Source organism: Prevotella sp. tf2-5 (assembly GCF_900115435.1).
In the GTDB taxonomy this organism is placed as follows: Bacteria; Bacteroidota; Bacteroidia; order Bacteroidales; family Bacteroidaceae; genus Prevotella.
In genome coordinates this window covers 176251-198338 of record NZ_FOWK01000003.1, presented here as the reverse complement: position 1 = coordinate 198338, position 22088 = coordinate 176251, and the positions used below count along the sequence as shown (strand labels likewise).

Genomic DNA, 22088 nt, shown 5'->3' with positions numbered 1-22088 from the left:
ACAGAACAATTATGACACCAACAGAACAACGTAACCAACGGTTAGGCACTAAGATGATCCGTCATCTGGAGCGCCGCCATTTTGAAGCATATTATTGCGCCACTGGCAAAGAAGCCGCAAAAAAAGTCTGCGAACTGATTCCCGATGGTAGCAGTGTCACATGGGGTGGCACCATGACCGTCCGCGACCTGGGTATTCCTCAGTTGTTGAAAGAACGCGACACACTAGATATTTGGGATCGAGACATGGTGGAGACTGCGGAGGAGAAGCAAGAGATGTACTATCGCGCTTTTCATGCAGACTATTACCTTTCATCAGCGAATGCGATCTCTGAGAATGGCATTATCGTAAATATTGACGGTAATGGCAACCGCGTCGCTGCCATCACATGGGGACCGAAACATGTTATCTTTGTAGTGGGCATGAACAAAGTGACGCAGGACGTGGAGGCTGCACTCAAACGAGCGAGGAGTACGGCAAGCCCCATCAATGCTTCTCGTTTTGACATCAACACCCCGTGCCAAATAGATGGTGTATGCCATAACTGCAACTCTCCACAGAGTATCTGTAACTACGTCCATTTCCTTCGAAATAGCAGTAAACCGGGACGCATTATTGTCATTTTGGTAGGTGAAAATTTAGGTTATTAGCCTATTTATTTGTACCTTTGTCGTCCAAATGATAGTTTGTATTGCAGAAAAGCCCAGTGTGGCGAAGGATATAGCCCGTATTATCGGAGCCACCAGCAGCCACGACGGCTATATGGAAGGTAATGGTTATCAGGTGACATGGACGTTCGGTCATCTGTGTACACTGAAAGAGCCTCATGACTATACACCAATGTGGAAGTCATGGAGTCTGACATCACTGCCTATGATACCAGAACGCTTTGGTATCAAACTCATCGACCAACCGAGTATCAAGAAACAGTTTGCTATTATCGAGAGTCTCATGCAGAAGGCTGACCGTATCGTCAACTGCGGTGATGCCGGTCAGGAAGGAGAACTCATCCAACGTTGGGTTATGCAGAAGGCTGGTGCCAAGTGTCCAGTCAGCCGTCTATGGATATCATCGATGACGGACGAGGCTATCAGCGAGGGATTCACTCAACTGAAAGACCAGGCAGACTATCAACCACTTTATATGGCTGGGCTCTCCCGTGCCATAGGTGACTGGCTCTTAGGCATGAACGCCACCCGTCTCTACACCTTGAAATACGGACAGAACAGACAAGTGCTGAGTATCGGACGAGTACAGACCCCAACCCTTGCCTTGATTGTCAATCGCCAAAAAGAGATTGAGAACTTCAAGCCGGAGCCTTATTGGGTGCTTGCCACCGTTTATCGCGATACAACATTTACGGCAACCAAAGGGAAATTTACCTCTAAGGAGGAGGGAGAACAGGCCTTCGCCACCATTGAGGGAAAGCCTTTCGTAGTGACAAAAATAGAAAAGAAAGAGGGTAAAGAACAACCTCCACAGCTTTACGACCTTACCTCGCTTCAGGTTGACTGCAACCGCAAGTTCGGGTTCTCCGCAGAGATGACCCTCAACCTCATTCAGTCGCTCTACGAGAAGAAATACACCACCTATCCCCGTGTAGACACACAATATCTCTCTGATGATATTTACCCCAAATGTCCACAGACACTCAACGGTCTCTACCAAACGAAGTTTGCTGGTGTTGCACCCTATGCTGAGTTCATCAAACCCATTGGCGGTAAGGCATTAAAGAAGTCGAAGCGTGTCTTCGACACCTCGAAGGTAACCGACCACCATGCTATTATCCCTACTGGAGTCATACCGCAAGGGCTATCAGATGCCGAACAGAAGGTGTTCGACCTTGTGGCAAGACGCTTCATCGGTGTCTTCTTGCCCGATTGTAAGTTTTCCACTACTACCGTTCTCGGAGAAGTGGATAATATCGAATTCAAAGTAACAGGGAAGGAAATCCTTGAACCGGGCTGGAGGGTCGTCAGGGACAAATTCTCTGAGAACTCTGAGAGCTCCGAGAACTCTGAGAACTCTGAGAAAGAAGAAAAGACCCTCCCCACCTTTATCAAAGGTGAGACAGGCAACCACCAGCCAACTCTTACGGAGAAATGGACGACACCTCCTCCTTATTATAATGAGGCTTCTCTACTCCGTGCCATGGAGACTGCGGGTAAGTTTGTGGAGGATGAGACTCTCCGTGCAGCCATGAAGGAGAATGGTATTGGACGACCTTCCAGTCGTGCCAGTATCATCGAGACCCTCTTCAAACGCCATTATATTAGACGAGAGCGCAAACGCTTGGTAGCAACACCCACAGGTATCGAGCTCATCGAACTGATTCGCGAGGAACTGCTTAAGAGTTGTGAACTCACAGGTATCTGGGAGAAAAAACTGCGTGACATCGAACACCAGAAATACGATGCAGGACAGTTTATCCAGGAACTGAAAGACCAGGTTACCGCCATCGTCAGTAATGTGATGCACGATCCAACCAACCGTCGCATCACCGTCATGTCACCTGAGGAGGAGAAGAAGAAAAAGAAGAAAAAGGATTGATAGCTAAATCTTAACAAGAAATATTATCTAATCCTTATTTACAGTTTCATTAAAGCGATCAAGGAGCCATTGCTTCTGTTCGGCAATGGTCATATGACTATTGTCGAGTTCGATGGCATCATCGGCTTTACGCAGAGGAGATACCTCACGATGGGAATCGATATAGTCGCGTTCCTGTACGTTCTTGAGGATCTCGTCGTAGTCAGCATCCATCCCTTTCGCCTTCAGTTCGTCATAACGACGTTGGGCACGAACCTCGGCAGAGGCTGTGACATATATCTTCAATTCTGCATGAGGGAACACAGTAGTTCCGATGTCACGACCATCCATCACAACACCTTTGTCCTTACCCATCTGTTGTTGCTGTGCCACCATTGCCTCACGAACAAAACCAAGAGTGGCAATAGGACTGACACGACTACTGACCTCCATCGTACGGATGTCGTTCTCTACAAGTTCGCCATTCAGATAAGTGTCGGGCCGACCTGTCTCTGGATTGAACTTAAAGGAGATGTTAATCTCTGGCATACGGTGACGCAACTCCTCTTCGTTGATTCCATCTCCTGTAAACAATCCGTTACGGAGAGCAAAGAGTGTAACACTACGGTACATCGCACCAGTATCTACATAAACATAACCCACCTCACGGGCAAGGTCTTTTGCCATAGTACTCTTGCCACAGGAAGAGTGACCATCAATAGCTATAGTAATCTTTTTCATCTATTATCGATTTTTCATTATAACGAATAGGTCGCATTAATCAATATCGATGATGCGGAGACATGGTATTTCGCATATGCCACATTAAGTTTGAAACGCTTTAGTGACAATCCAGCTCCGACAGAGAGTCCTGCTCCATGACTGCTACTGCCGTCTCCGTCACTGACTTTCATCTCATCACGACGACGGAAGTTATAACCACCCGCAATATATATGCTTTCACCTATAAACACATCAACACCGAGTGCCACATGCTGGATAAAACTGGTATCCCAGCGATTGAGACGGGAGAAGGTGGCTGAGAAGCGTATCGGTGCGGCATTCAGTCGCTTGGAGACACCTATCAACAAATCCAGGGGGATCTTCTCGTACTCATCTTGATAAGCTTTCACCTGTCCTCCAAGGTTCTTTGCCACAGCAGATATCGACCATCCTCGTTCCTCGTCAAAGTAATTCAGTCCTAAGTCGGAAGCGATACCGATAGAGTTATAACCTGCTATTGATGAGGACACAAAACGCAAGGTAACACCACCACTCCAACGGTTACTGAGCAGATAGGCGAATGTGCCTGCCACCGCAATATCCTTGGCAGAGAAGTCTCCTAACTCGATATTGTCAGGTGTCATCTCTTTCATACTGCCATAGTTCATATATTGTGCACTGACGCCCCATGTAGCACGCTCGCCCCAAGCCTTGATAAAGGAGGCTGATGCCGTTTTGGCGCCTTCCATATAAGTCATGAAGTTGAGGTTGATACTCTTGTCTGCGGTATTACAGATCAAGGCAGGATTATGAAAGATCAAGGTAGGATCGTCATCGTCAATCGTGACATTGTCACCGCCCAGAGCCGCCACATGAGCACTGACAGGCAGTCGCAGGAAGGTGAAGACCTCCTGACTCTCTTGCGCCTTCATCATGAGCGTGAAAAGGATACCGAAAAGGGCAAAAACGACTTTTTTCATCTAATAATTCCTAAATTCAGCGCAAAGATACTGCTTTTTTCAAAATCTCTGGCTAACTTTGCAAAATAATAACGCACAATATTTGTATTTATTGCCAACGACATGGAACAAAAGAAGACGCCACAGGCTGATATGGAACAGCAACGCACCACAGGATTCCTTCTGGGATTGGTATTGGTGCTTGCCATGCTCTTTGTCGCTTTGGAATGGAATAGTGTGGAATCGTATAAAGACGAGGCGACACTTGACCTAGACGAATTAGTGCATGAGGACGAGATGATTCCTATGTCGATAGAGGAACAACTTTCCCAGTTGGAGCCGGACAAATCACAACCTAAAGAGGCAGAGCAACTACGTATCGTGGATGATCATGTGGAGCTACAACCTCAAGAGGAACAGGTGGCTGAGGCAGAGGGTGAAGGAGAGGATGAGATGCTATTGAAGGAACTACAAGGCGAGGAGGAGCCTAAGGCGATAGCCCCAATGGGTATCGACCCGGAGGATAATCCTTTGAAATTCCGCTTGGTGGAGGATCTTCCTCAATATCCTGGCGGTGCTGTGGAATTCATGAAATGGTTAACAAAGAATCTGCAATACCCCAAACTTGCCCAAGTAAAGAAAACGCAAGGGAAAGTTATCGCCCATTTCTATGTAGAGAAAGATGGTTCTATTACAGGGCTCAGAATCGTACAGTCCCTCTCTAGGGAGTGTGACAAAGAGGCTTTACGAGTCTTGGGCATGATGCCAAACTGGCAACCAGGTGTGCAGAACGGTCAACCTTGTCGCACGAAAGTCAGTATTCCTATTGTATTTAAATTATAAAACTATGATAAAGACATCCCATGACATTCTGAAGTCTGTCAATGACTTCCTAGACCAACTTCCCTATGAGCGGAAGCCCCAGTCCCTGTACGACCCCATCCGTTATGTACTGTCAATCGGCGGCAAGCGTATCCGTCCCGTGCTGATGCTAATGGCTTACAACCTTTATCATGAGGATCCAGAGGCAATCCTAATGCCCGCTTGTGGACTGGAGACCTACCACAACTATACGCTACTGCATGATGACCTCATGGACAATGCAGACCTCCGTCGTGGTCATGAGACGGTACATAAGCATTGGAATGCCAATAAGGCAATCCTCTCTGGTGATTCCATGCTGGTACTTGCCTATCAGCGTATCGCACAAGTACCCTCAGACAAACTAGAGGCTGTCCTCGAATGCTTTACAGAGACAGCATTGGAAATCGGCGAGGGGCAGGAGTACGATATGACATTTGAGACTCGCAATGATGTTTGTGAAGAAGAGTATATTGAAATGATTCGTTTGAAGACATCTGTGTTACTTGCCTGTGCCACGAAGATTGGTGCCATCCTTGCTGATGCCCCGGAAGAGGATATCGTCAACCTATATAAGTTTGGCGAGCAGCTAGGACTTGCCTTCCAATTGCAGGACGACCTTCTGGATGTCTATGGCGACTCCAAGGTATTTGGCAAAGCGATAGGTGGCGATATCGCCTCCAACAAAAAAACCTATATGCTTATCAATGCCTATAATCGTGCAGATACTAAGCAGCGTGCGGAACTGACTCGCTGGATAGAGGCGAAGACCTTCAATCGTGAAGTCAAGGTGGCTTCTGTCACACGTCTTTATGATGAAATTGGTATCCGTCAACTCTGTGAGGAGAAGATTAATGATTATTTCCTACAGGCAGCCCTGTGTCTGGAGAAAGTGAATGTTCCCGAGGAGCGTAAACAGGCTCTCCGCCAGTATATGGACGAGTTATTGCATCGCAACAAATAAGCTCATCGACAAATGCCAACAGTTTATTATATTGATACTCACTGTCACCTGGATGGCGAGGAGTTCCACGATGATCTGGACGCTGTCGTTCAGCGAGCTCGTGAGGCTGGTTGTACAAAGATTCTCGTACCTGCCATCGACCTCCCATCGTGCCAGACGGTCATGGAGGTCTGTCGCAGATTCCCTGGCTATGCTTACCCGATGCTTGGATTACACCCTGAGGAAGTGAAGAGCAATTGGCAGGAAGTCCTTTCCAGCATCAACTGTCAATTGTCAACTGTCAACAGTCTCGCCATTGGCGAGGTCGGTCTGGACTTCTATTGGAGTCGTGAGTTTGAGAAAGAACAGTTGGAGGCTTTCGAGGAACAGGTACGCTGGTCTGTGGAGACTCGTCTCCCACTGATGATACATTGTCGAAAGGCACAGAATGAGATGGTTAATATATTAAAAAGGTACGCACGAAATCTTCCAGGTGGAGTGTTCCATTGTTTTACAGGAAATGAGATAGAGGCACGCCAACTTTTGGAATTTGAGAACTTCGTGTTGGGAATAGGTGGTGTACTGACCTTTAAGAAAAGTCATCTGCCTGAGGTGCTGCCTGCTTGTGTTCCCTTAGACCGTATTGTCTTGGAGACAGACGCTCCATACATGGCACCCGTTCCGATGCGAGGACAACGTAACGAACCAGCCTTCATTCCTCATGTCATTACGAGGATGGCAGAAGCTTATGGGGTTACAGAGGAAGAGATTTGCAGACAGACGAATGAAAACGTAGCACGCATTTTCTTCCCATAAAATTTGGCTAATTGCTTATTTTTATCTACCTTTGCATCCGCTTACGACAAGGAGAGGTGCTCGAGTGGTTGAAGAGGCACGCCTGGAAAGCGTGTAACCGGCAAAACCGGTTCGCAGGTTCGAATCCTGTTCTCTCCGCAGGATGAATAGATTCAAAGCTCCGAGGAAAAACTCGGGGCTTTGTTGTTCTTTCCGCAAAGGAAAGGGGATGTGTCTTTGTTAGACACATCCCCTTTCTCTTTACAATTTCAGGATTTCATTGATTTGCTCATCTCCCATATCTTCGAAGTCGAACAATTCTCTTGAACCTATTCCCGGGTTGGGCATGTCACCAGCAGCAGGACCGCTGCCTGCTAAAAGTTGTACAGGCTGCATGAGGATAAGCTCACTTTCTGGTTTGAAATATGTCTTTTTCATTGTAGTGTCCTCCATTATTTAATAATTACCTTATTACCATTCAGGATATAGACACCCTTCTTCGGATAGAGTACACAACGACCATTGAGATCATAGTACACATCATCCTTCTTACCATTGATGTCTTTGATGATATGGATACCTGTGGTACCACCATCCGTTCCAATAGCAAGTAGAGAAACAGGAGGAAGACTGCTTACAACACGATCTGCGATACCTGGTTTGAAGAATGGGCGGAAGGCAGGACTACCACCAGAGACTTTCAACTTAAAGCTACTACCTTCATCATTGATGCAATAGATATTCTCTGTGCTGACAGCCTGGGTATTTCCAACAAAGCGATAGTAACTTGCTGTTACGACAGATGGAGCACTCTTACTTACCATAGCATCAGTACCGATAAACTTGATCGTCTTACCACTAAGGTCATAAGCTGTTCCCCAATGGTTACCCGGCAATGCGATAATATAAGGAGTATTCGCCTTCATCGCTGTCGTATAACCGAAGTTCACAGAACTCTCATCATCGCTAGTAAACTCCTTCAACCAGAACTGCTTATCGGTATCGCTGTCGCTATGGAACCAATCGATGGCAGTCCCATTGGCAGTCACTGTCTTAACATCGAAAGGCAACATGATGGTGTTCCATCCTTTGGTACCATCAGCCCATCTGTCTTTGTCGTTGCTAAAAGTAAATTCGATGTTCTTTGCTATGAAGTTGACAGGAGAATAGAAATCGTGACCATCTGACAGCATGATATCTTCTGCTGTATAATCACCATCATATTTAATGACATTTTTACCATCGAGCCCACTAGGCTTCGACCCTTTGTAAATATAGATACAGTTAGGTTGTGAGTTAGGTGTTACAGATGTCACACTTGCTGCCGACAAGTCTACGGCTAAGGCACCTGCAGGTGCACTAAAACTGGACGTTGCCTTTACGGTCGTCTTTGTGCCATCAGCAGCAAAAGTAGATATTCCCTCGTATGGACTGAATGTAGTACCAAAATTTTGCTCTGCCGTTTGCGTCCCCGCTTTCTGCTGAGTGAAGGTGAAATGGTAAGAGCTTCCTTGCACGAGTTCATCCAATGTATAATTCCAGTCAATGCTGCCACCTGCCGGAATATTAACAGGACCAGATTGCCATCTTTTATATCCACCTCCATTGAGATAGAGACAGAACGTTCCAGAATAATTAGCAGACAATGATGAATTAGAAATAGTAATGGTAGCGTTTAATACCTTATCGTAAAACTCCGTCATTCCTACGTTAGCGTTTTCTATAGAAGTCAGAGTTACCGCCAGATCAATATTATCTGTTGTAGGATAACTTCCACCGCCACCACCTGCTGTCACTTCCAGATTAACAGTTTTATATTTGTCTATCGTTGAATAGCCACCAGTATTTAACGGTTTGTAGGCTGTGATATTGACTGTCCCGATAAATCCGCTGGGAGTATAATTGATGATGCAATTCTTAGACCCACCATGTGGTATGAAGAAATCACCGCCAGTGAGCAGACCCATCTCCTCGTCTCCCAGCCAAATATCACCATCATAATCGTCTTCTCCTGTATTGGACACATTGACTGTAATTTTAACAGGATTGCCCATAGCGACCGATGTCTTATCTATACTGATACTATTCAATTGTAAGGTATATTTGTTTTCCGAAGGCTCCAAGACTGTCCCTGCATCAGATGGTTTCTGTATACCAACGATAGCATCATGTCCATAATGATAACCATCTTTTGAACCACTTCCACCAATACCTTGTTCATCAGGATTCAGTACTGACAATTTGAAGAAGCCGTCGCTGTCACCACCCCATCCCCAGTTGATATGGAAATAGTCTTCACCTTGGTATCCATCACAGACAAACTCATGACCTCCACCAGAAGACTGTCCTCCATAAAGGACTGGTCGATTCTGTGACAACTCATTATAAAGGATCTCAATCCAGTTGGTGTAACTATATGAGCTGCGTGACAAAAACTTGGCAGTTGTATTATAGTTGAAATAGGTTTTGAGCGCATAGGCTACTATACTTGAGCTGGCAGAAGACTCAGGTCCATAGTCCATTTGCACAGATTGTCCGCAATAGTGCATGAGATTGGCAATCGCCTCTGCCTCTTCTGAAGTATATCCACTACTATAATTATTCTTCATATGTGCCCAGTCGAAACTGAAAGAAGGCAACCCTGAAAGTGTAACATTCGCCCTTTCCCATTTATAAGATGGTATGTCCGTAGTAGTAGTAGTAGGCCACTGATGGTAGTTCATCACCTGAGCCATCGCTGTGGCGACACAACCTGTGACGCAACGAAACCATTCCACGCCTGCTTCTGATCCTGTCGTACTATATACATAGTTGTATTCTTTGACACCATAATAAGGAGCTAGTGCATTCTGTGGATTGTCTTGATTCCATCTCGTCTGTACCAACGGTAAAATAGGTGTCTTAACAGCAGAAGCGACACGTCTTGACGCCTTTGCAATGACGGGATGACTCTTTGCCCATGCTATCTCATCCGCATAACCCTGTAGCCATGCCTTCATGTTTTCAGGGATATTGTCAGGGGCGAAGTTTCCACTATCAGCATAGCCGAGGATAGGGGTCGTGGTATCATCGTTGCTAACGATGACAAAACCGCCATTGTTGGCAACATTGAAAACATAAAGGTCACTGATTCGAGAGGCCATTGTCAGTTGCTGAGATGTCACAGAGGCTCTTCTACTACCAGTGGCTGCCCTCTGGTTCAGAAAGTCTGCTGCCTGTTGTAAGGCCTTTTCCGGCATTACATCTCCTGCTGTCAATAATATTGACCAGCAGCATGCGAACATAAGAAGTACAACTTTCTTCATAGTTAAATTGTTTTTGGTTTAATAGTTATGCTGCAAATTTAAGCAAAATAATTAAAATAGCCGAACTTTTTCCGATTTTTATGCTTATCTTTGCCGTCAAATTGTGATAAACGATATGAAAAAACTATTTGCGCTTCTTGCCATGATGGGTGTGTTTGTTTTCGCTCAACCTATGATGGCACAAGACAACCAACCAACAGACTCCGCAGGACTGGTGGTGAGTGACACCCTTGCCGCGGACTCTGCAATGGCTTTGATTGATGCTGACCTCAATGGGATGGACGCTTCTGAGGGTGGTGGACTGCATAAGCTGCTGAAGTCGAAGTTCATTGAGGGCTCCGCTGGTTTTATGTCATTAGTGGCACTCGCCTTGGTGATCGGTCTTGCCTTCTGCATTGAGCGAATCATCTACCTGACGCTGTCAGAGGTCAATGCCAAGAAACTGATGCAGGACATCGATGCTAAGTTGGAAGCGAATGATGTGGAGGGTGCCAAAGACCTCTGTCGTCAGACCCGCGGACCTGTGGCAAGCATCTGTTACCAAGGGTTGCTGCATATCAAAGAACCCTTAGACCAGATAGACCGTCAGTTGACGAATTATGGTACTGTACAGATCTCCAACATGGAGAAAGGCTGCTCATGGATTAAATTATTCATTGCCGTTGCACCTTCCCTTGGATTCTTAGGAACAGTAATCGGTATGGTGATGGCGTTCGACCAGATACAGACGGCAGGAGACATCAGTCCTACTATCGTCGCCTCTGGCATGAAGGTGGCACTCATCACCACCATCTTTGGTATTATCGTCGCCTTAATCTTGCAGCTCTTTTATAATTATATCCTCTCGAAGATAGAGCATCTGACCTCCCAGATGGAGGAAAGTGCGATTACCTTGCTTGACAGCATCTGTAAGATGAAAGAAGAGAAATTAAAGACGAACGATTGAGATGGGGAATATTGGTGGATATCTATTGGCGGAGGTGATGCTGTGGCTGATGTATGCCACCCTCGTGACCGCATTGGTGACAGCCATTATCTCAGCAGTACATTCTTTCCGTCATCGTTACGACAGTATTGCCTCCAGCAACAAAGTACCTTGTAAGCGTATTGCCTGGGGGGTGACAGGATGCACCATCCTGTTGTTGCTCATCACCTGTTTTGCAGGTTCCTCACAACCTTTGATGATCAATGGTATCAGTTACACAGACCGTTTCTGGTTGAAGACCACAGATGGACTGATTATCTCGTCTGCCATCCTCATGATTATTGCCGGATGCTTTGTCATCTATGGTATGTCGGGAGTAAACAGGAAATTAAAGTAATCGTCGCGAGACGCTTTTACAAAGCGAAGCGACTAAAAGAATTGAAGTTATGTTCTTGCGCAGTAAACAGAGGGACGTTCCCTTATTGAACACCACGTCAACAGCTGACATCTCGTTCATGCTATTGGTGTTCTTCTTGGTGACCTCCTCGATGGACACGGACAAAGGACTGTCGCGCCAACTGCCTCCTGTGGACGACCAACCCCAGAAGGAGATAGATATCAGTCGCAGTAACGTAATGCAGATCCGTCTCGACAGTCACGATTCCTTGTGGATTGATGACAAAGCGATATCATTTGCGACTTTGCAGCAACAGGTGGAGTCATTTGTGGCAAGCCGACAGACTGAGCAGTATGTGGTGGGAGTACAGACAGACCGGACAACCAGTTATGCTGCATATTTCGAGATGCAGAACACGATTGTCGCCGCCTTCCATGCCCTGCGAGAGAAGATGGCACAACAGCGTTATGGACATCATTTCTCGCAATGTACCCCAGAGGAACGGGAACAAATCATCCAACGTTATCCGTTACGTATCAGTGAAGCACAACCTAGGGAGAATTGAAAAATTGAAGAATTGAAACAATGAGTCGTTTCCGTCGTCATCATAGTCACGAAATACCAGGGTTGAATCTCGCATCGATGCCAGATTTAATCTTCACCGTCCTCTTCTTCTTTATGATTGTGACCCACATGCGACAGACAGAGTTGAAGGTGCGCTATGTCGTCCCACAAGGTACGGAACTGGAGAAGACAGGATATAAGGGCAGTGTGGTGTATCTGTATATCGGACATCCTGTGGACGAACAAGGAAAGGTCATCTCCGACGAGACCCGTATCCAGGTGAACGACCATTATGTGTCTGTCTATGAGATACCCGGTGCTATCGCAGAGGCACGTGACCAGATGTCGAATGAGGACAAGATGCGAATGACTGTCAGCGTCCATGCCGACCGTGATACGGACATGGGGGTTATCAATGATGTCAAACAAGCATTACGACAAGCTGGAGCCCTTCGTATCAACTACTCCGCTACAGAGAGAAACAAAGAGTAAAACTAGCGGACATAATCCACGAAGGCATATTCGAAGGCGTGCTTCTCATCCTTCTGATGCACCTCTTTGGTTTCTACTTTCCAATCGCTATAGTCTGGGAAGAAAGCATCAGCATCCTGCGGGATGTCATCAATCTCCGTCAGGCAAAGACGATCGGCAAACGAGATTGCCTGCTCATAGACGCGGGCTCCACCTATTATATATATATCCTCGTCAGGCTGACAACTCCTCAAGGCATCCTCGAGGGTAGGGAACACATCACAACCCGGCAGTTCTTTGGTGGTGCGACTCAGCACGACATTCCTGCGGTTGGGCAGTGCTCCCTTGGGAAGACTTTCAAAGGTGTTACGCCCCATGATAATGGTATGCCCGGTAGTCAGTGCCTTGAAACGTTTCAAGTCGTTGGGCAACCAATACAATAACTTATTCTGAAAACCGATAGCGCGATTCCTCGCTACTGCTGCAATAATACTGATCATAACTATCAATTGTCAATTATCAACTGTCAACTACACACTCACCTCCGCCTTGATATGTGGCCATGGGTCATAACCCTCCAGTTTGAAATCCTCATACTGGAAGTCAAAGATGCTCTTCACGTCCGGATTGATCGTCATCGTCGGCAGGGGACGAGGGGCACGGGTCAGTTGCAGCCTCGCCTGTTCGAGATGGTTCAGGTAGAGATGCGTGTCACCTGTCGTATGGATGAAGTCGCCAGCCTTGAATCCCGTTACCTGCGCCATCATCTGTAACAGCAGGGCATATGAGGCGATGTTAAAGGGAACACCCAAGAAGGTGTCTGCTGAACGCTGGTAGAGTTGGAGCGACAAGCGATCGCCTGCGACATAAAACTGGAAGATGGTATGACAAGGAGGCAATGCCATCTTATTGACCTCTGCGACATTCCATGCCGATACGATCATACGACGGGAGTTAGGATTGTTCTTGAGCTGATCGACCACATACTGTATCTGGTCGATGACGCCACCGTTATAGTCAGGCCATGAGCGCCACTGGTGCCCATAGACTGGACCTAACTCACCATTCTCGTCTGCCCACTCGTCCCAGATGTGCACGTTGTTCTCTTGCAGGTACTTGATGTTTGTACTGCCTTTCAGGAACCATAGCAGCTCGTAGATGATACCTTTCAGGTAAAGTTTCTTGGTCGTCAGCAAAGGGAAGCCGTCATCAAGGTTGTAACGTGACTGTGTTCCGAAGATGCTGATCGTACCTGTTCCTGTGCGGTCCCCCTTCTGGGTACCATCTGTCAGGATACGGTTCAGTATGTCTAAATATTGTTTCATATCTTTTTAAGTATAGGTTCGTATTCGTTGGGGATATGTGTCGTTTTTATTTTCCACTCCTTAGGGTAGAGGTTGTTGGCGCGATTACCGATGTTCTTGGCAAGTCCGAGGGGGTGACCGAGGAAGCATACCTCCACGATGCCGCGGGGTGTATCGGCTGGAAGAACGAGGGCTTCATGCCTTAGATACGCCATAGCCTGAGGGTAGGATAGCGCTATCTGTGCGACAGGTGCCGGTTCCTCATTTGTTCCATGGGGTGGAACACTTTGTCCCATGGGGTGGAACATTTTGTTCCATGGGGTGGAACACTTTGTTCCATGGGGTGGAACAATTGGTTTCTTTCCTTTTCTTAATGCGCAAATAAAGAGCCCCTCACTCTTCGTGATGCCTGGGATGAAGCGATAGACGGGTTCATCGAAGCCATTGAGCAGTGAACCGGTGATGTTCCAAGCCGGTTTTGTCTCCACTTTCAGCACCTCCGCCTCGTAGTTGTCGAGTATCCAGCGGATGTTCTCCTCATTCTCTTTAGTATTAAAGGTACACGTACTATATATCAACAGTCCACCCTCGTTAAGACATTCCCATGCGTCAACGACGATGTCGCGTTGCAGTTTCCAGCATTTCTCCACGTTCTGCGGACTCCATTCACGGATCGTCGCCTCGTCCTTGCGGAACATGCCCTCACCAGAACAAGGGACATCACAGAGGATGAGGTCAAACTTCATCTTTGACTTACGATAGTCTTTAGGATAGGCATTCGTGACGATATGGTTACCCCAACCCCATTTCTGGACGTTCTCCGAGAGGATATTCGCCCTGACACGAATGGGCTCGTTACTGTAAAGGACACAGTCTTCCGGCAGTGCCGAGCGTAACAGTGTCGACTTCCCACCAGGAGCCGCACACAGGTCTAAAGCGGACCATTGACCGTTGACCGTTGACAGTTGGCGTATAACCTCGTCCAAGAACATCGAGGCTGCCTCCTGCACATAATAACAACCGGCATGGAAGAGAGGGTCAAACGTGAAGTTCGGACGACTTTTCAGATAGTAAGCGTGGCGGCACCAAGGCACTTCCTCCCCGTCAACAGGTTGTCCTGCGGGCTTCCTAGGATTGAGACGGATGCTCACAGGAGCCTCTTCCTCGAACGATCGCAGGTATCGCTCGAAGCGCTCATCGCCCATCAGTTGACGGGTATAAGTAGTGAACTCAACAGGTAAAGTCGTCATTTGCTTGCAAAGGTAGTGCAAATTGAGAAAAATACCAAATTTATTTGGGGATTTCCGAAATGCCTCCTACTTTCAACCTTTTAAGGTCAAAATAAAAAAAATTTAGTACCTTTGCAACTAATTTACATACTGTAACGTCAAACAAGTGAACAAAACAATAAAAAACAAATGGACATGAAACAAAGACTGATCATTTTAACGATGTTGCTCACACTGGGAATGAGTGTTCCGACAATAGCACAAAAGCACCGTCACACCCCACAGGGCACAGAGTTGGTGGATACTACCAAAAACAATTCCGCAGTGGACGCTTTCTCTGACACCACCGCAGTAGACAGCAGTTCCAACAGTCATTATTCTTTTGAATGGGATAGTGACAATGACGAGGATGTCGATAAGGCTTTCGAGGCAATAGGTCAAGCTTTCGACAAGATGAACAACTCCAGCTTTGCCTGGCTTGCCTGGGTTTTCGCCGTGATTGTTATCATCTTCGTTTTCCTGCTGTTATTCTCCCCTATCCTCTTCCTTTTCCTTCTCTTTTATCTGGTTAACAGGAACCGTAAGCAGAAGATGCAGATGGCACAGATGGCAATGCAGAACGGACAACCGATTCCCGACCAGTTGTTGGAATCGCCCAAGGAAGAGATCAGTGATGAGTATCAGAAAGGACTCCGTCAGTGTTTCGTGGGTATCGGACTTGCCATCTTCCTTGGATTCGCCGCTCACGAGATAGGCTTTGGCATTGGCGCCTTGGTATTCTGTATCGGTTTGGGTAAAGTAATCGCCGCAAAGACAGCAAGTAAGAATAACAATTTGAATAATAATAACTTAACACAATAAGACAATGACTAAAAGATTGTATCGATCTAACGATCGCGTGATTGCTGGTGTATGCTCCGGCATCGCAGAGTATTTGGACTTCGACCCTGTTGCCGTACGCTTAGGATATGCTTTCCTGACAGTGGCAACATGCTTCTCTGGAGTATTGTTCTATATCGTGGCATGGATCGTGATGCCAGATAAAAGTAAGGTAATTTAGTCGGGATCCTGGAATACCGGAATCTCGAAATACCGAAATATCACAAAATGACAACTGACATCTCCCTAGTAGCACAGGTGGCGGTATTAGGCAAACGACGAGCCTTCGATGAGCTCGTGCGCCGTTACCAGTCACCCGTGCGACGTTTCTTCCTGCATCAGACCTTGGGAGATGAGCAGTTGAGTGACGACCTGGCACAAGACACCTTCATCAAGGCATATACCAACATCGGGAAGTTCCGCGGACTCGCCTCCTTCCAGACATGGCTGATGCGTATCGCCTATAATGTATTTTACGACTATACACGGTCGCATAAGCAACTTGCTGACATGGACAACGTACCAGAGCGGCAGAACTCACAAGAAATTCCTACTTTGAAGATGGACCTTTACCATGCGCTTGCGTTGCTAAAGCCTGATGAACGTACCTGTATCACCTTGCAACTCATCGATGGCTACGACATCGCTGGTATCGCAAAGATCACGCAGATGAAGGAGGGAACGGTGAAGTCACACCTCTCCAGGGGAAAGGAAAAACTAGCAAACTATTTAAAACAGAACGGTTATGGATAGACACGACGAACAACTGCTGCAACAGTTTTTCAATGAGGCAGCACAACAGACAATAGCTGACAATGGCTTCACAGAACAGGTGATGAGTCAGTTGCCGAGACGTAGCATGAAATGGTTCACACGCATCTGGACAACTTGCTGTATCCTCATCGCTGCCATTTTCTTCTATCTCTTCCATGGCTTCGAGCTATTACTGGTGCAGATGGAGGTATTCCTGCGTACCACAATGGCTGAGCCACCACAGGTTCATCCCGCAATGGTGGTCCTGGCACTCTTCAGTCTTTTGATGGTTGGTGTGTACGAGATTATCAGTTACGAGCGGGTGATTCGATAAGACGACCCTCTTTGTCGAACATGCCATAGGTAGTACTGGTCACCCTGAACTCCGTACGACGGTTGAGCTGGTTACAGATTTCCTGCTCTTCGGGTGTGAACGTTCTGACATATTCCTCTGTCAGAACGTCGTTTTCTTTCAGGAACGGATATTTCTCCGTAAGTTTTCTACGTATCTTTTTAGGACTACCTTTGCCATAACCCTTTGCCTGCAGGCGTGTTTTGGCAATTCCCTTTTGTATCAGATAGTTGATCACTGACTCTGCTCTACGCTGGGAGAGTCGGATATTATATTCCTCACTACCTTTATAGTCACAATGAGCGGCAAGCTCAATAGCGACATGCGGGTTCTCATTCAGCAACACCACCAGCTTATCGAGTGCCTCCGTGGATTCAGGACGGAGGGTGGCACGGTCGAAATCATAGAAGATATTGTCAATGAGGACAGGTGCCGTGATACTGGCAAGTGGAAACTGCAATACATATTCTTCCGAGTCTTCTACTGGTTCTACACGCAACTCCTCTTTATGATTAAGGTAACCAACGCATGTTCCCAACAGGACATAGTCGACATTCGGTTTAATCTGTTGTGTAAACGAGCCATCACCCTTGACGCTGAGTTTCAGGTTGGTACCATCGTTGCCAACGAGATAGACAATAGCTTGTGGCAATTCATAACCTTCTTGCTCATAGACCCAGCCCTTGACTGTCTGGATAATCTCTGGGTTCTCAAACGAGTAAATATGATCCCAGCCATGAGCATCCCCACGATTCGAGGAGAAGAAGCCTTTGTTGAGCATCCCCTCAAAGGTCATTCCAAAATCATCTGCGTTAGAGTTCAGAGGAGACCCCGGATGCTCTATCTGCCATCCAAAAGCGTTAGGCTTGGCTACGAAGATATCAAGTCCCCCCATTCCCTCATGTCCATTACTAGAGAAATAGAGGTCGCCATTGGGTCGGAAGGTTGGAAAGAGCTCATCACCAGGTGTATTGATGGGAGCCCCAAGGTTCTCCACACCACCCATATTGGTTTCCGACAGGCGTACTCGCCAGATATCCTTTCCTCCCTCACCACCAGGCATGTCGCTGACGAAGTAGAGCCATCTGCCATCAGGACTGACAGCAGGATGGGCGAAAAGCGAAAGGGTATCACGTGTCAATTCCACCTCCTGCGCCTTTGTCCATGCGGCATCAGAGCGTCGTGAACTGGCTATTTTCGCATAACGTGGATAATTATTGTCTGTCTTGCAAATGGTCAGGTACATGGTATGTCCGTCAGGAGTCAGGCAACAAGCTCCCTCATCTTCCGCAGAGTTCAGTTCAGAATCAATCACCTGTGGACGCTGCCACTTACCCTGCTCGTCTTTCTGCGACATAAAGATATCACCATTCTTTGTTCCAGTGATACCACTTAACTCATCACCAGTCGCCTCATTACGGGTAGAGGTGAAGTAAAGACGGTCATAGGCGTCGCCTCCCAGACAGGGAGAATACTCCGCACGACGGGAGTTAAAGATATTCTCACGCTTTACAGTATAACGTGAACCCTCTTGCTTCCAGACAGGAGCCTGCTGGGCAGAGCGTCTTCCAACCTGAGCGAGTATCTTGGCGACGGCAGGACTCTGAGCGGCAACAGAGTCAACAAGCATATCATCAAAAACTTTTGCAGCCTCTTTATAACTGGCGTTCTTCAGCAGTTGCTGCCCAAGATACAATTGTGTCATGGAGTCTTGCTGCCCATAGCGCAAAGCATTACGATAGGCGGCAATGGCACGTTGCGTATAGTTAATGCGTCGATAACAGTCTGCCATTTTCAAGGCACGTTCTCCTCGGAGCTTCCTTTCCTTGACAGGGGTCTGGGCATATGCTCTCTTGTATTGTGCCGCGGCATCGTAATACTCGCCTAAGGCATAATACTTATCTCCTTTTTTCATTGCCTGATCAGCACCACAACCCACAAGGAGTAGGCTCACCAGCATCATGAACAGAACTTTGCGCATATATCAAATAAACGGAGGACAGACCTTTTTATTGTCTGCCCTCTGGATATCAAGGATACTACTCATTTCTTCCATCATGTCAATGCTCTGCTAATATGGCATCTCGACACTGTTCCATCAGCCATTTAGGAGTACTGGTGGCGCCACAGACACCTACTGTTTGGATACCTTCCAGCCATGACGAGTCTATCTCTTCAGGTCCTTCGATGAGATGAGTGTTGGGGTTGACACGCAGACACTCATTAAAGAGCACTTTCCCGTTACTACTCTTCCGACCACAGACAAAGAGGATGAGGTCGTGTTTGGTTGCAAACGAAGAGATATTGGGCATACGGTTCGCTACACTTCGACATATCGTATCGAAGCTCTTGAAAGTCGCCCCATGAGAGATATTTTGCTGGATATACTCAATGATACGATGGAACTCATCCAGTGACTTGGTAGTCTGGGAATAGAGGTAGATATCACGGGTGAAATCAAGCATTCTCACCTCCTCGAAACTCTCAATGACAATCGCTGAGGATTCCGTCTGACCTACCAATCCCAAAACCTCCGCATGACCATTCTTTCCAAAGATGACTATCTGTGCGGCACCTAACTCATATTGCTTCTTGATGCGTTTCTGCAGCTGTAGAACAACAGGACAAGTGGCGTCAATAATCTCGATATTGTTACGTCGTGCCAGCTCATAAGTAGCCGGAGGCTCCCCATGGGCACGCAACAATACTTTCACGTCATGCAATCGGCGCATTTCTTCATGATTGATGGTAACCAGTCCCATCTGTCGCAAGCGATCACACTCCATTCCATTATGCACGATATCACCAAGGCAATAAAGTGTATTGCCCTTTGCCAGTTCCTCCTCAGCTTTCTGTATCGCTGTTGTCACTCCGAAACAGAATCCGCTACCGTTATCAATCTCAACCTTGAGCATATTTTTATAGTTACTATAGATACTATAGATTTTTATAATAAATATCCAAAAGCTCCTGCGCTGCCATAAAGGAAGTCTGCTGACCAGCCAAGACCTTCGCCTCAGCCTCTTTCAGACGCTGACGAATGAGCGGATTATGGTAGAAGTTCATGCGTAAGTGTTCATTGATACTTTCGAACATCCAGTATTTCGATTGTTCGTTACGACGATAGTCGAAATATCCATTCGCTTTTACGAAATCAATATACTCATAGATCATGTCCCATATTTCCTTGACACCCGTACCATAGAATCCACTATAGCATAGCACCTTCGGTAACCAGCCACTCTCAGACATTGGGAAGAAATGGAGGGCATTGCGGAAATTCGTAGCTGCCATATGGCATTTGTCGACATTCTCGCCATCACACTTATTGATGACTATACCGTCACAGATCTCCATAATACCACGCTTGATACCTTGCAACTCATCACCTGTTCCTGCCAGTTGGATAAGTAAGAAGAAATCTACCATCGAATGACATGCCGTCTCACTCTGCCCTACTCCCACTGTCTCCACGAAAATCTTGTCAAAACCTGCCGCTTCACAGAGGATAATCGTCTCACGTGTCTTACGTGCCACACCTCCTAAAGAACCAGCCGTAGGACTAGGACGGATAAATGAATCAGGGTGGATGGAGAGTTTCTCCATACGTGTCTTATCCCCCAATATACTACCTTTGGAACGTTCCGAGCTGGGGTCAATAGCAAGGACGGCAAGTTTTCCACCTTTCTCTTTCAAAACATGGACGCCAAACTCGTCAATGGAGGTAGATTTACCAGCCCCTGGCACACCACTGATACCCACACGGATAGAATGTCCACTATACGGCAGACACTTATTGATAACCTCTTGTGCCTTCGCCTGATGGTCAGGGTTAACACTCTCTACCAACGTAACAGCCTGAGAGAGAATGGTCACATCACCCTTGATGATCCCTTCTACCATCTCTGCGGCGGTCATCTCATGACGTTTGAAACGCTTACGTTGAAGATAAGGATTGATAATAGAAGGCTGCTCTACTCCACTATTGACTTGCAGCCCTGCATATTCTGAGCTATTTTCCGGATGTTCCATGGTATTTATTTTGCATTAATCGTTATGACGACTTTCGACTGGTCGGGGTCATTTGTTATCATCAAGATACGAGGTTTGGTACGTGCTTTCCGCAACTCGTCACGCTGAGCCGTAATCTTTAACTTCGTCGACTCACCAGTCTGGAGCGTACTCTTTCCCAATGAGATTTGCAAACCTTGTGTAAACATCTGCAATGAAGATATAGTCAAAGGAGTACGACCAATATTGGATATCTGTATCTCCGTTTTTTTCTTTGACTTTCCGTCGAAGACAATATCCACCTGATCAGAAGAAAGGTACATCTTTGGCGCATACTGCTTCTGCACATTTGTCATCTTTGCGAAGGAAGGCAGTAAGACGGTAGAGACCCCGATAAGATTCTCCTTCGTCGCTTTATCACCAGGATTAGCAGCTAGATAGATAGATGCCTGTGTCAGTCCGTAGTCACTGATTTTGGCAGAGTTCAGTGTCACACTAATCGTAGCAGTACGACCCGGTCGTATCTCCTCTGGTGATACTGTTGCCGAGAGCCAAGTAGGCAGATGCATGAGATTGGGACGCATCAGACTGGTACCATTGTTAAGAACATGTATCTGAGCAATAGGCGTCTCCCCCTTATTGACGTTATCAAACTCCAGTTCATTCTGGTCAATGCGCATAGCCCCCATCTCTATCGGATAGTCACCCGAGAAATCCTGATAGTTTTCCAACACCACGCCTTTCATTCGGATATACACTGGTTTCTTCGTGCCATTCGAGATAATAGCTGCCTGCTTATCGAAATGTCCGAGTTGTTTAGCATCATAGGTCATCTTAACTTGGAATTTCTCACCCTTACCTATCACGGTCTTCGGATACTCAATGATGGTACAGTTACAGTCAGGTAGTACCGACTCTATCATCAGGCGGTGAACACCTTTGTTCTGGAATTCAAACACGGCTGTGACAGGTTGCTGAAACCCCGTCTTACCCACATCAATCGTTGTCTTTGTTGCAATCAGTTTCTGTGCTGATACTGGCAACACCATCAGCATCAACAGGAATGTAATTATCGTTTTTCTATTCAT

General features: G+C 46.7%; 24 protein-coding genes and 1 tRNA gene. 14 read left to right on the top strand and 11 right to left on the bottom strand.

The annotated features are described in order from the left end of the window. Window positions 1-11: 11 nt before the first annotated feature. Window positions 12-650 (top strand): lactate utilization protein, encoded by a 639-nt coding sequence (locus BM257_RS04555; RefSeq protein ID WP_092068868.1) that lies wholly within the window; start codon window positions 12-14, stop codon window positions 648-650. A gap of 28 nt (window positions 651-678) precedes the next feature. Beyond that, window positions 679-2550 carry a DNA topoisomerase 3 gene (locus tag BM257_RS04550; protein WP_092068865.1) on the top strand — a complete coding sequence of 624 codons (1872 nt, stop codon included), beginning with the start codon at window positions 679-681 and terminating at the stop codon, window positions 2548-2550. A gap of 27 nt (window positions 2551-2577) precedes the next feature. On the opposite strand, the gene cmk is transcribed toward BM257_RS04550, so the two are convergent. Together cmk and porQ are read right to left on the bottom strand one after the other, a co-directional pair. After that, window positions 2578-3270 carry a (d)CMP kinase gene (gene cmk, locus BM257_RS04545; RefSeq protein ID WP_092068862.1) on the bottom strand — a complete coding sequence of 231 codons (693 nt, stop codon included), beginning with the start codon at window positions 3268-3270 and terminating at the stop codon, window positions 2578-2580. A gap of 17 nt (window positions 3271-3287) precedes the next feature. Next, a complete protein-coding gene (gene porQ / locus BM257_RS04540) occupies window positions 3288-4232 on the bottom strand; it encodes a type IX secretion system protein PorQ (RefSeq protein WP_092068859.1) in 945 nt (314 codons plus the stop codon). Window positions 4233-4334: 102 nt separating this feature from the next. On the opposite strand from porQ, the gene BM257_RS04535 reads away from it, so the two are divergent. The 4 genes from BM257_RS04535 (at window position 4335) to BM257_RS04520 (ending at window position 6969) form a co-directional block, all read left to right on the top strand. Then, entirely contained in the window at window positions 4335-5054 is a 720-nt protein-coding gene (locus BM257_RS04535; RefSeq protein ID WP_092068857.1) for an energy transducer TonB, read from the top strand. Window positions 5055-5058: 4 nt separating this feature from the next. Beyond that, entirely contained in the window at window positions 5059-6036 is a 978-nt protein-coding gene (locus BM257_RS04530) for a polyprenyl synthetase family protein (protein ID WP_092068854.1), read from the top strand. A 12-nt stretch (window positions 6037-6048) separates the two neighbouring features. Then, complete coding sequence (locus BM257_RS04525; RefSeq protein WP_092068851.1) at window positions 6049-6831, top strand: TatD family hydrolase; 783 nt, start codon at window positions 6049-6051, stop codon at window positions 6829-6831. 50 nt (window positions 6832-6881) lie between these two features. Beyond that, a tRNA-Ser gene (locus BM257_RS04520) sits at window positions 6882-6969 on the top strand. A gap of 102 nt (window positions 6970-7071) precedes the next feature. On the opposite strand, the gene BM257_RS14735 is transcribed toward BM257_RS04520, so the two are convergent. Continuing rightward, window positions 7072-7248 (bottom strand): hypothetical protein, encoded by a 177-nt coding sequence (locus BM257_RS14735; protein ID WP_177216015.1) that lies wholly within the window; start codon window positions 7246-7248, stop codon window positions 7072-7074. 14 nt (window positions 7249-7262) lie between these two features. Next, a complete protein-coding gene (locus BM257_RS04510; protein ID WP_092068845.1) occupies window positions 7263-10115 on the bottom strand; it encodes a C10 family peptidase in 2853 nt (950 codons plus the stop codon). Window positions 10116-10230: 115 nt separating this feature from the next. Here BM257_RS04510 and BM257_RS04505 point away from each other — a divergent pair, with 115 nt between their 5' ends. Genes BM257_RS04505 through BM257_RS04490 form a run of 4 tightly spaced genes read left to right on the top strand, consistent with a single transcriptional unit; the run spans window position 10231 to window position 12493 of the window. Beyond that, window positions 10231-11061, top strand: a complete 831-nt coding sequence (locus BM257_RS04505; protein WP_092068842.1) for a MotA/TolQ/ExbB proton channel family protein — start codon at window positions 10231-10233, stop codon at window positions 11059-11061. 1 nt (window position 11062) lies between these two features. Further along, complete coding sequence (locus tag BM257_RS04500) at window positions 11063-11437, top strand: hypothetical protein (protein ID WP_092068839.1); 375 nt, start codon at window positions 11063-11065, stop codon at window positions 11435-11437. A gap of 49 nt (window positions 11438-11486) precedes the next feature. After that, window positions 11487-12002: a biopolymer transporter ExbD gene (locus BM257_RS04495; protein WP_092068836.1), complete on the top strand. Its 516-nt coding sequence runs from the start codon at window positions 11487-11489 to the stop codon at window positions 12000-12002. 20 nt (window positions 12003-12022) lie between these two features. Continuing rightward, window positions 12023-12493: an ExbD/TolR family protein gene (locus BM257_RS04490; RefSeq protein WP_092068833.1), complete on the top strand. Its 471-nt coding sequence runs from the start codon at window positions 12023-12025 to the stop codon at window positions 12491-12493. A gap of 2 nt (window positions 12494-12495) precedes the next feature. On the opposite strand, the gene BM257_RS04485 is transcribed toward BM257_RS04490, so the two are convergent. From BM257_RS04485 to BM257_RS04475, 3 genes are read right to left on the bottom strand one after another with little or no spacing between them, the layout of a single operon-like run. Then, window positions 12496-12972 (bottom strand): dihydrofolate reductase, encoded by a 477-nt coding sequence (locus BM257_RS04485; RefSeq protein ID WP_092068830.1) that lies wholly within the window; start codon window positions 12970-12972, stop codon window positions 12496-12498. A gap of 30 nt (window positions 12973-13002) precedes the next feature. Then, the gene (locus BM257_RS04480; RefSeq protein ID WP_092068827.1) at window positions 13003-13797 is read right to left on the bottom strand and encodes a thymidylate synthase; all 795 of its coding nucleotides are present in this window, start codon (window positions 13795-13797) and stop codon (window positions 13003-13005) included. Then, complete coding sequence (locus BM257_RS04475) at window positions 13794-15026, bottom strand: methyltransferase RsmF C-terminal domain-like protein (RefSeq protein WP_092068824.1); 1233 nt, start codon at window positions 15024-15026, stop codon at window positions 13794-13796. The genes BM257_RS04480 and BM257_RS04475 overlap by 4 nt, the downstream gene beginning before the upstream one ends. Window positions 15027-15200: 174 nt before the next feature. On the opposite strand from BM257_RS04475, the gene BM257_RS04470 reads away from it, so the two are divergent. From BM257_RS04470 to BM257_RS04455, 4 genes are read left to right on the top strand one after another with little or no spacing between them, the layout of a single operon-like run. Continuing rightward, complete coding sequence (locus tag BM257_RS04470; RefSeq protein ID WP_143096746.1) at window positions 15201-15866, top strand: DUF6249 domain-containing protein; 666 nt, start codon at window positions 15201-15203, stop codon at window positions 15864-15866. Window positions 15867-15870: 4 nt separating this feature from the next. After that, window positions 15871-16065, top strand: coding sequence for a PspC domain-containing protein (locus BM257_RS04465; RefSeq protein ID WP_092068818.1), 195 nt, complete (start codon window positions 15871-15873; stop codon window positions 16063-16065). A 47-nt stretch (window positions 16066-16112) separates the two neighbouring features. Next, window positions 16113-16637, top strand: a complete 525-nt coding sequence (locus tag BM257_RS04460; RefSeq protein ID WP_092068816.1) for an RNA polymerase sigma factor — start codon at window positions 16113-16115, stop codon at window positions 16635-16637. Further along, window positions 16630-16971 carry a DUF5056 domain-containing protein gene (locus tag BM257_RS04455; protein ID WP_092068813.1) on the top strand — a complete coding sequence of 114 codons (342 nt, stop codon included), beginning with the start codon at window positions 16630-16632 and terminating at the stop codon, window positions 16969-16971. The genes BM257_RS04460 and BM257_RS04455 overlap by 8 nt, the downstream gene beginning before the upstream one ends. On the opposite strand, the gene BM257_RS04450 is transcribed toward BM257_RS04455, so the two are convergent. The 4 genes from BM257_RS04450 to BM257_RS04435 form a co-directional block, all read right to left on the bottom strand. Continuing rightward, window positions 16946-18970, bottom strand: a complete 2025-nt coding sequence (locus tag BM257_RS04450; protein ID WP_092068810.1) for a PorE family type IX secretion system protein — start codon at window positions 18968-18970, stop codon at window positions 16946-16948. The genes BM257_RS04455 and BM257_RS04450 overlap by 26 nt on opposite strands. Window positions 18971-19049: 79 nt before the next feature. After that, window positions 19050-19904, bottom strand: a complete 855-nt coding sequence (locus tag BM257_RS04445; RefSeq protein WP_092068807.1) for a 4-hydroxy-3-methylbut-2-enyl diphosphate reductase — start codon at window positions 19902-19904, stop codon at window positions 19050-19052. Window positions 19905-19926: 22 nt separating this feature from the next. Beyond that, complete coding sequence (gene meaB, locus BM257_RS04440) at window positions 19927-21021, bottom strand: methylmalonyl Co-A mutase-associated GTPase MeaB (protein ID WP_092068804.1); 1095 nt, start codon at window positions 21019-21021, stop codon at window positions 19927-19929. 5 nt (window positions 21022-21026) lie between these two features. Beyond that, complete coding sequence (locus BM257_RS04435; protein ID WP_177216014.1) at window positions 21027-22088, bottom strand: DUF1573 domain-containing protein; 1062 nt, start codon at window positions 22086-22088, stop codon at window positions 21027-21029.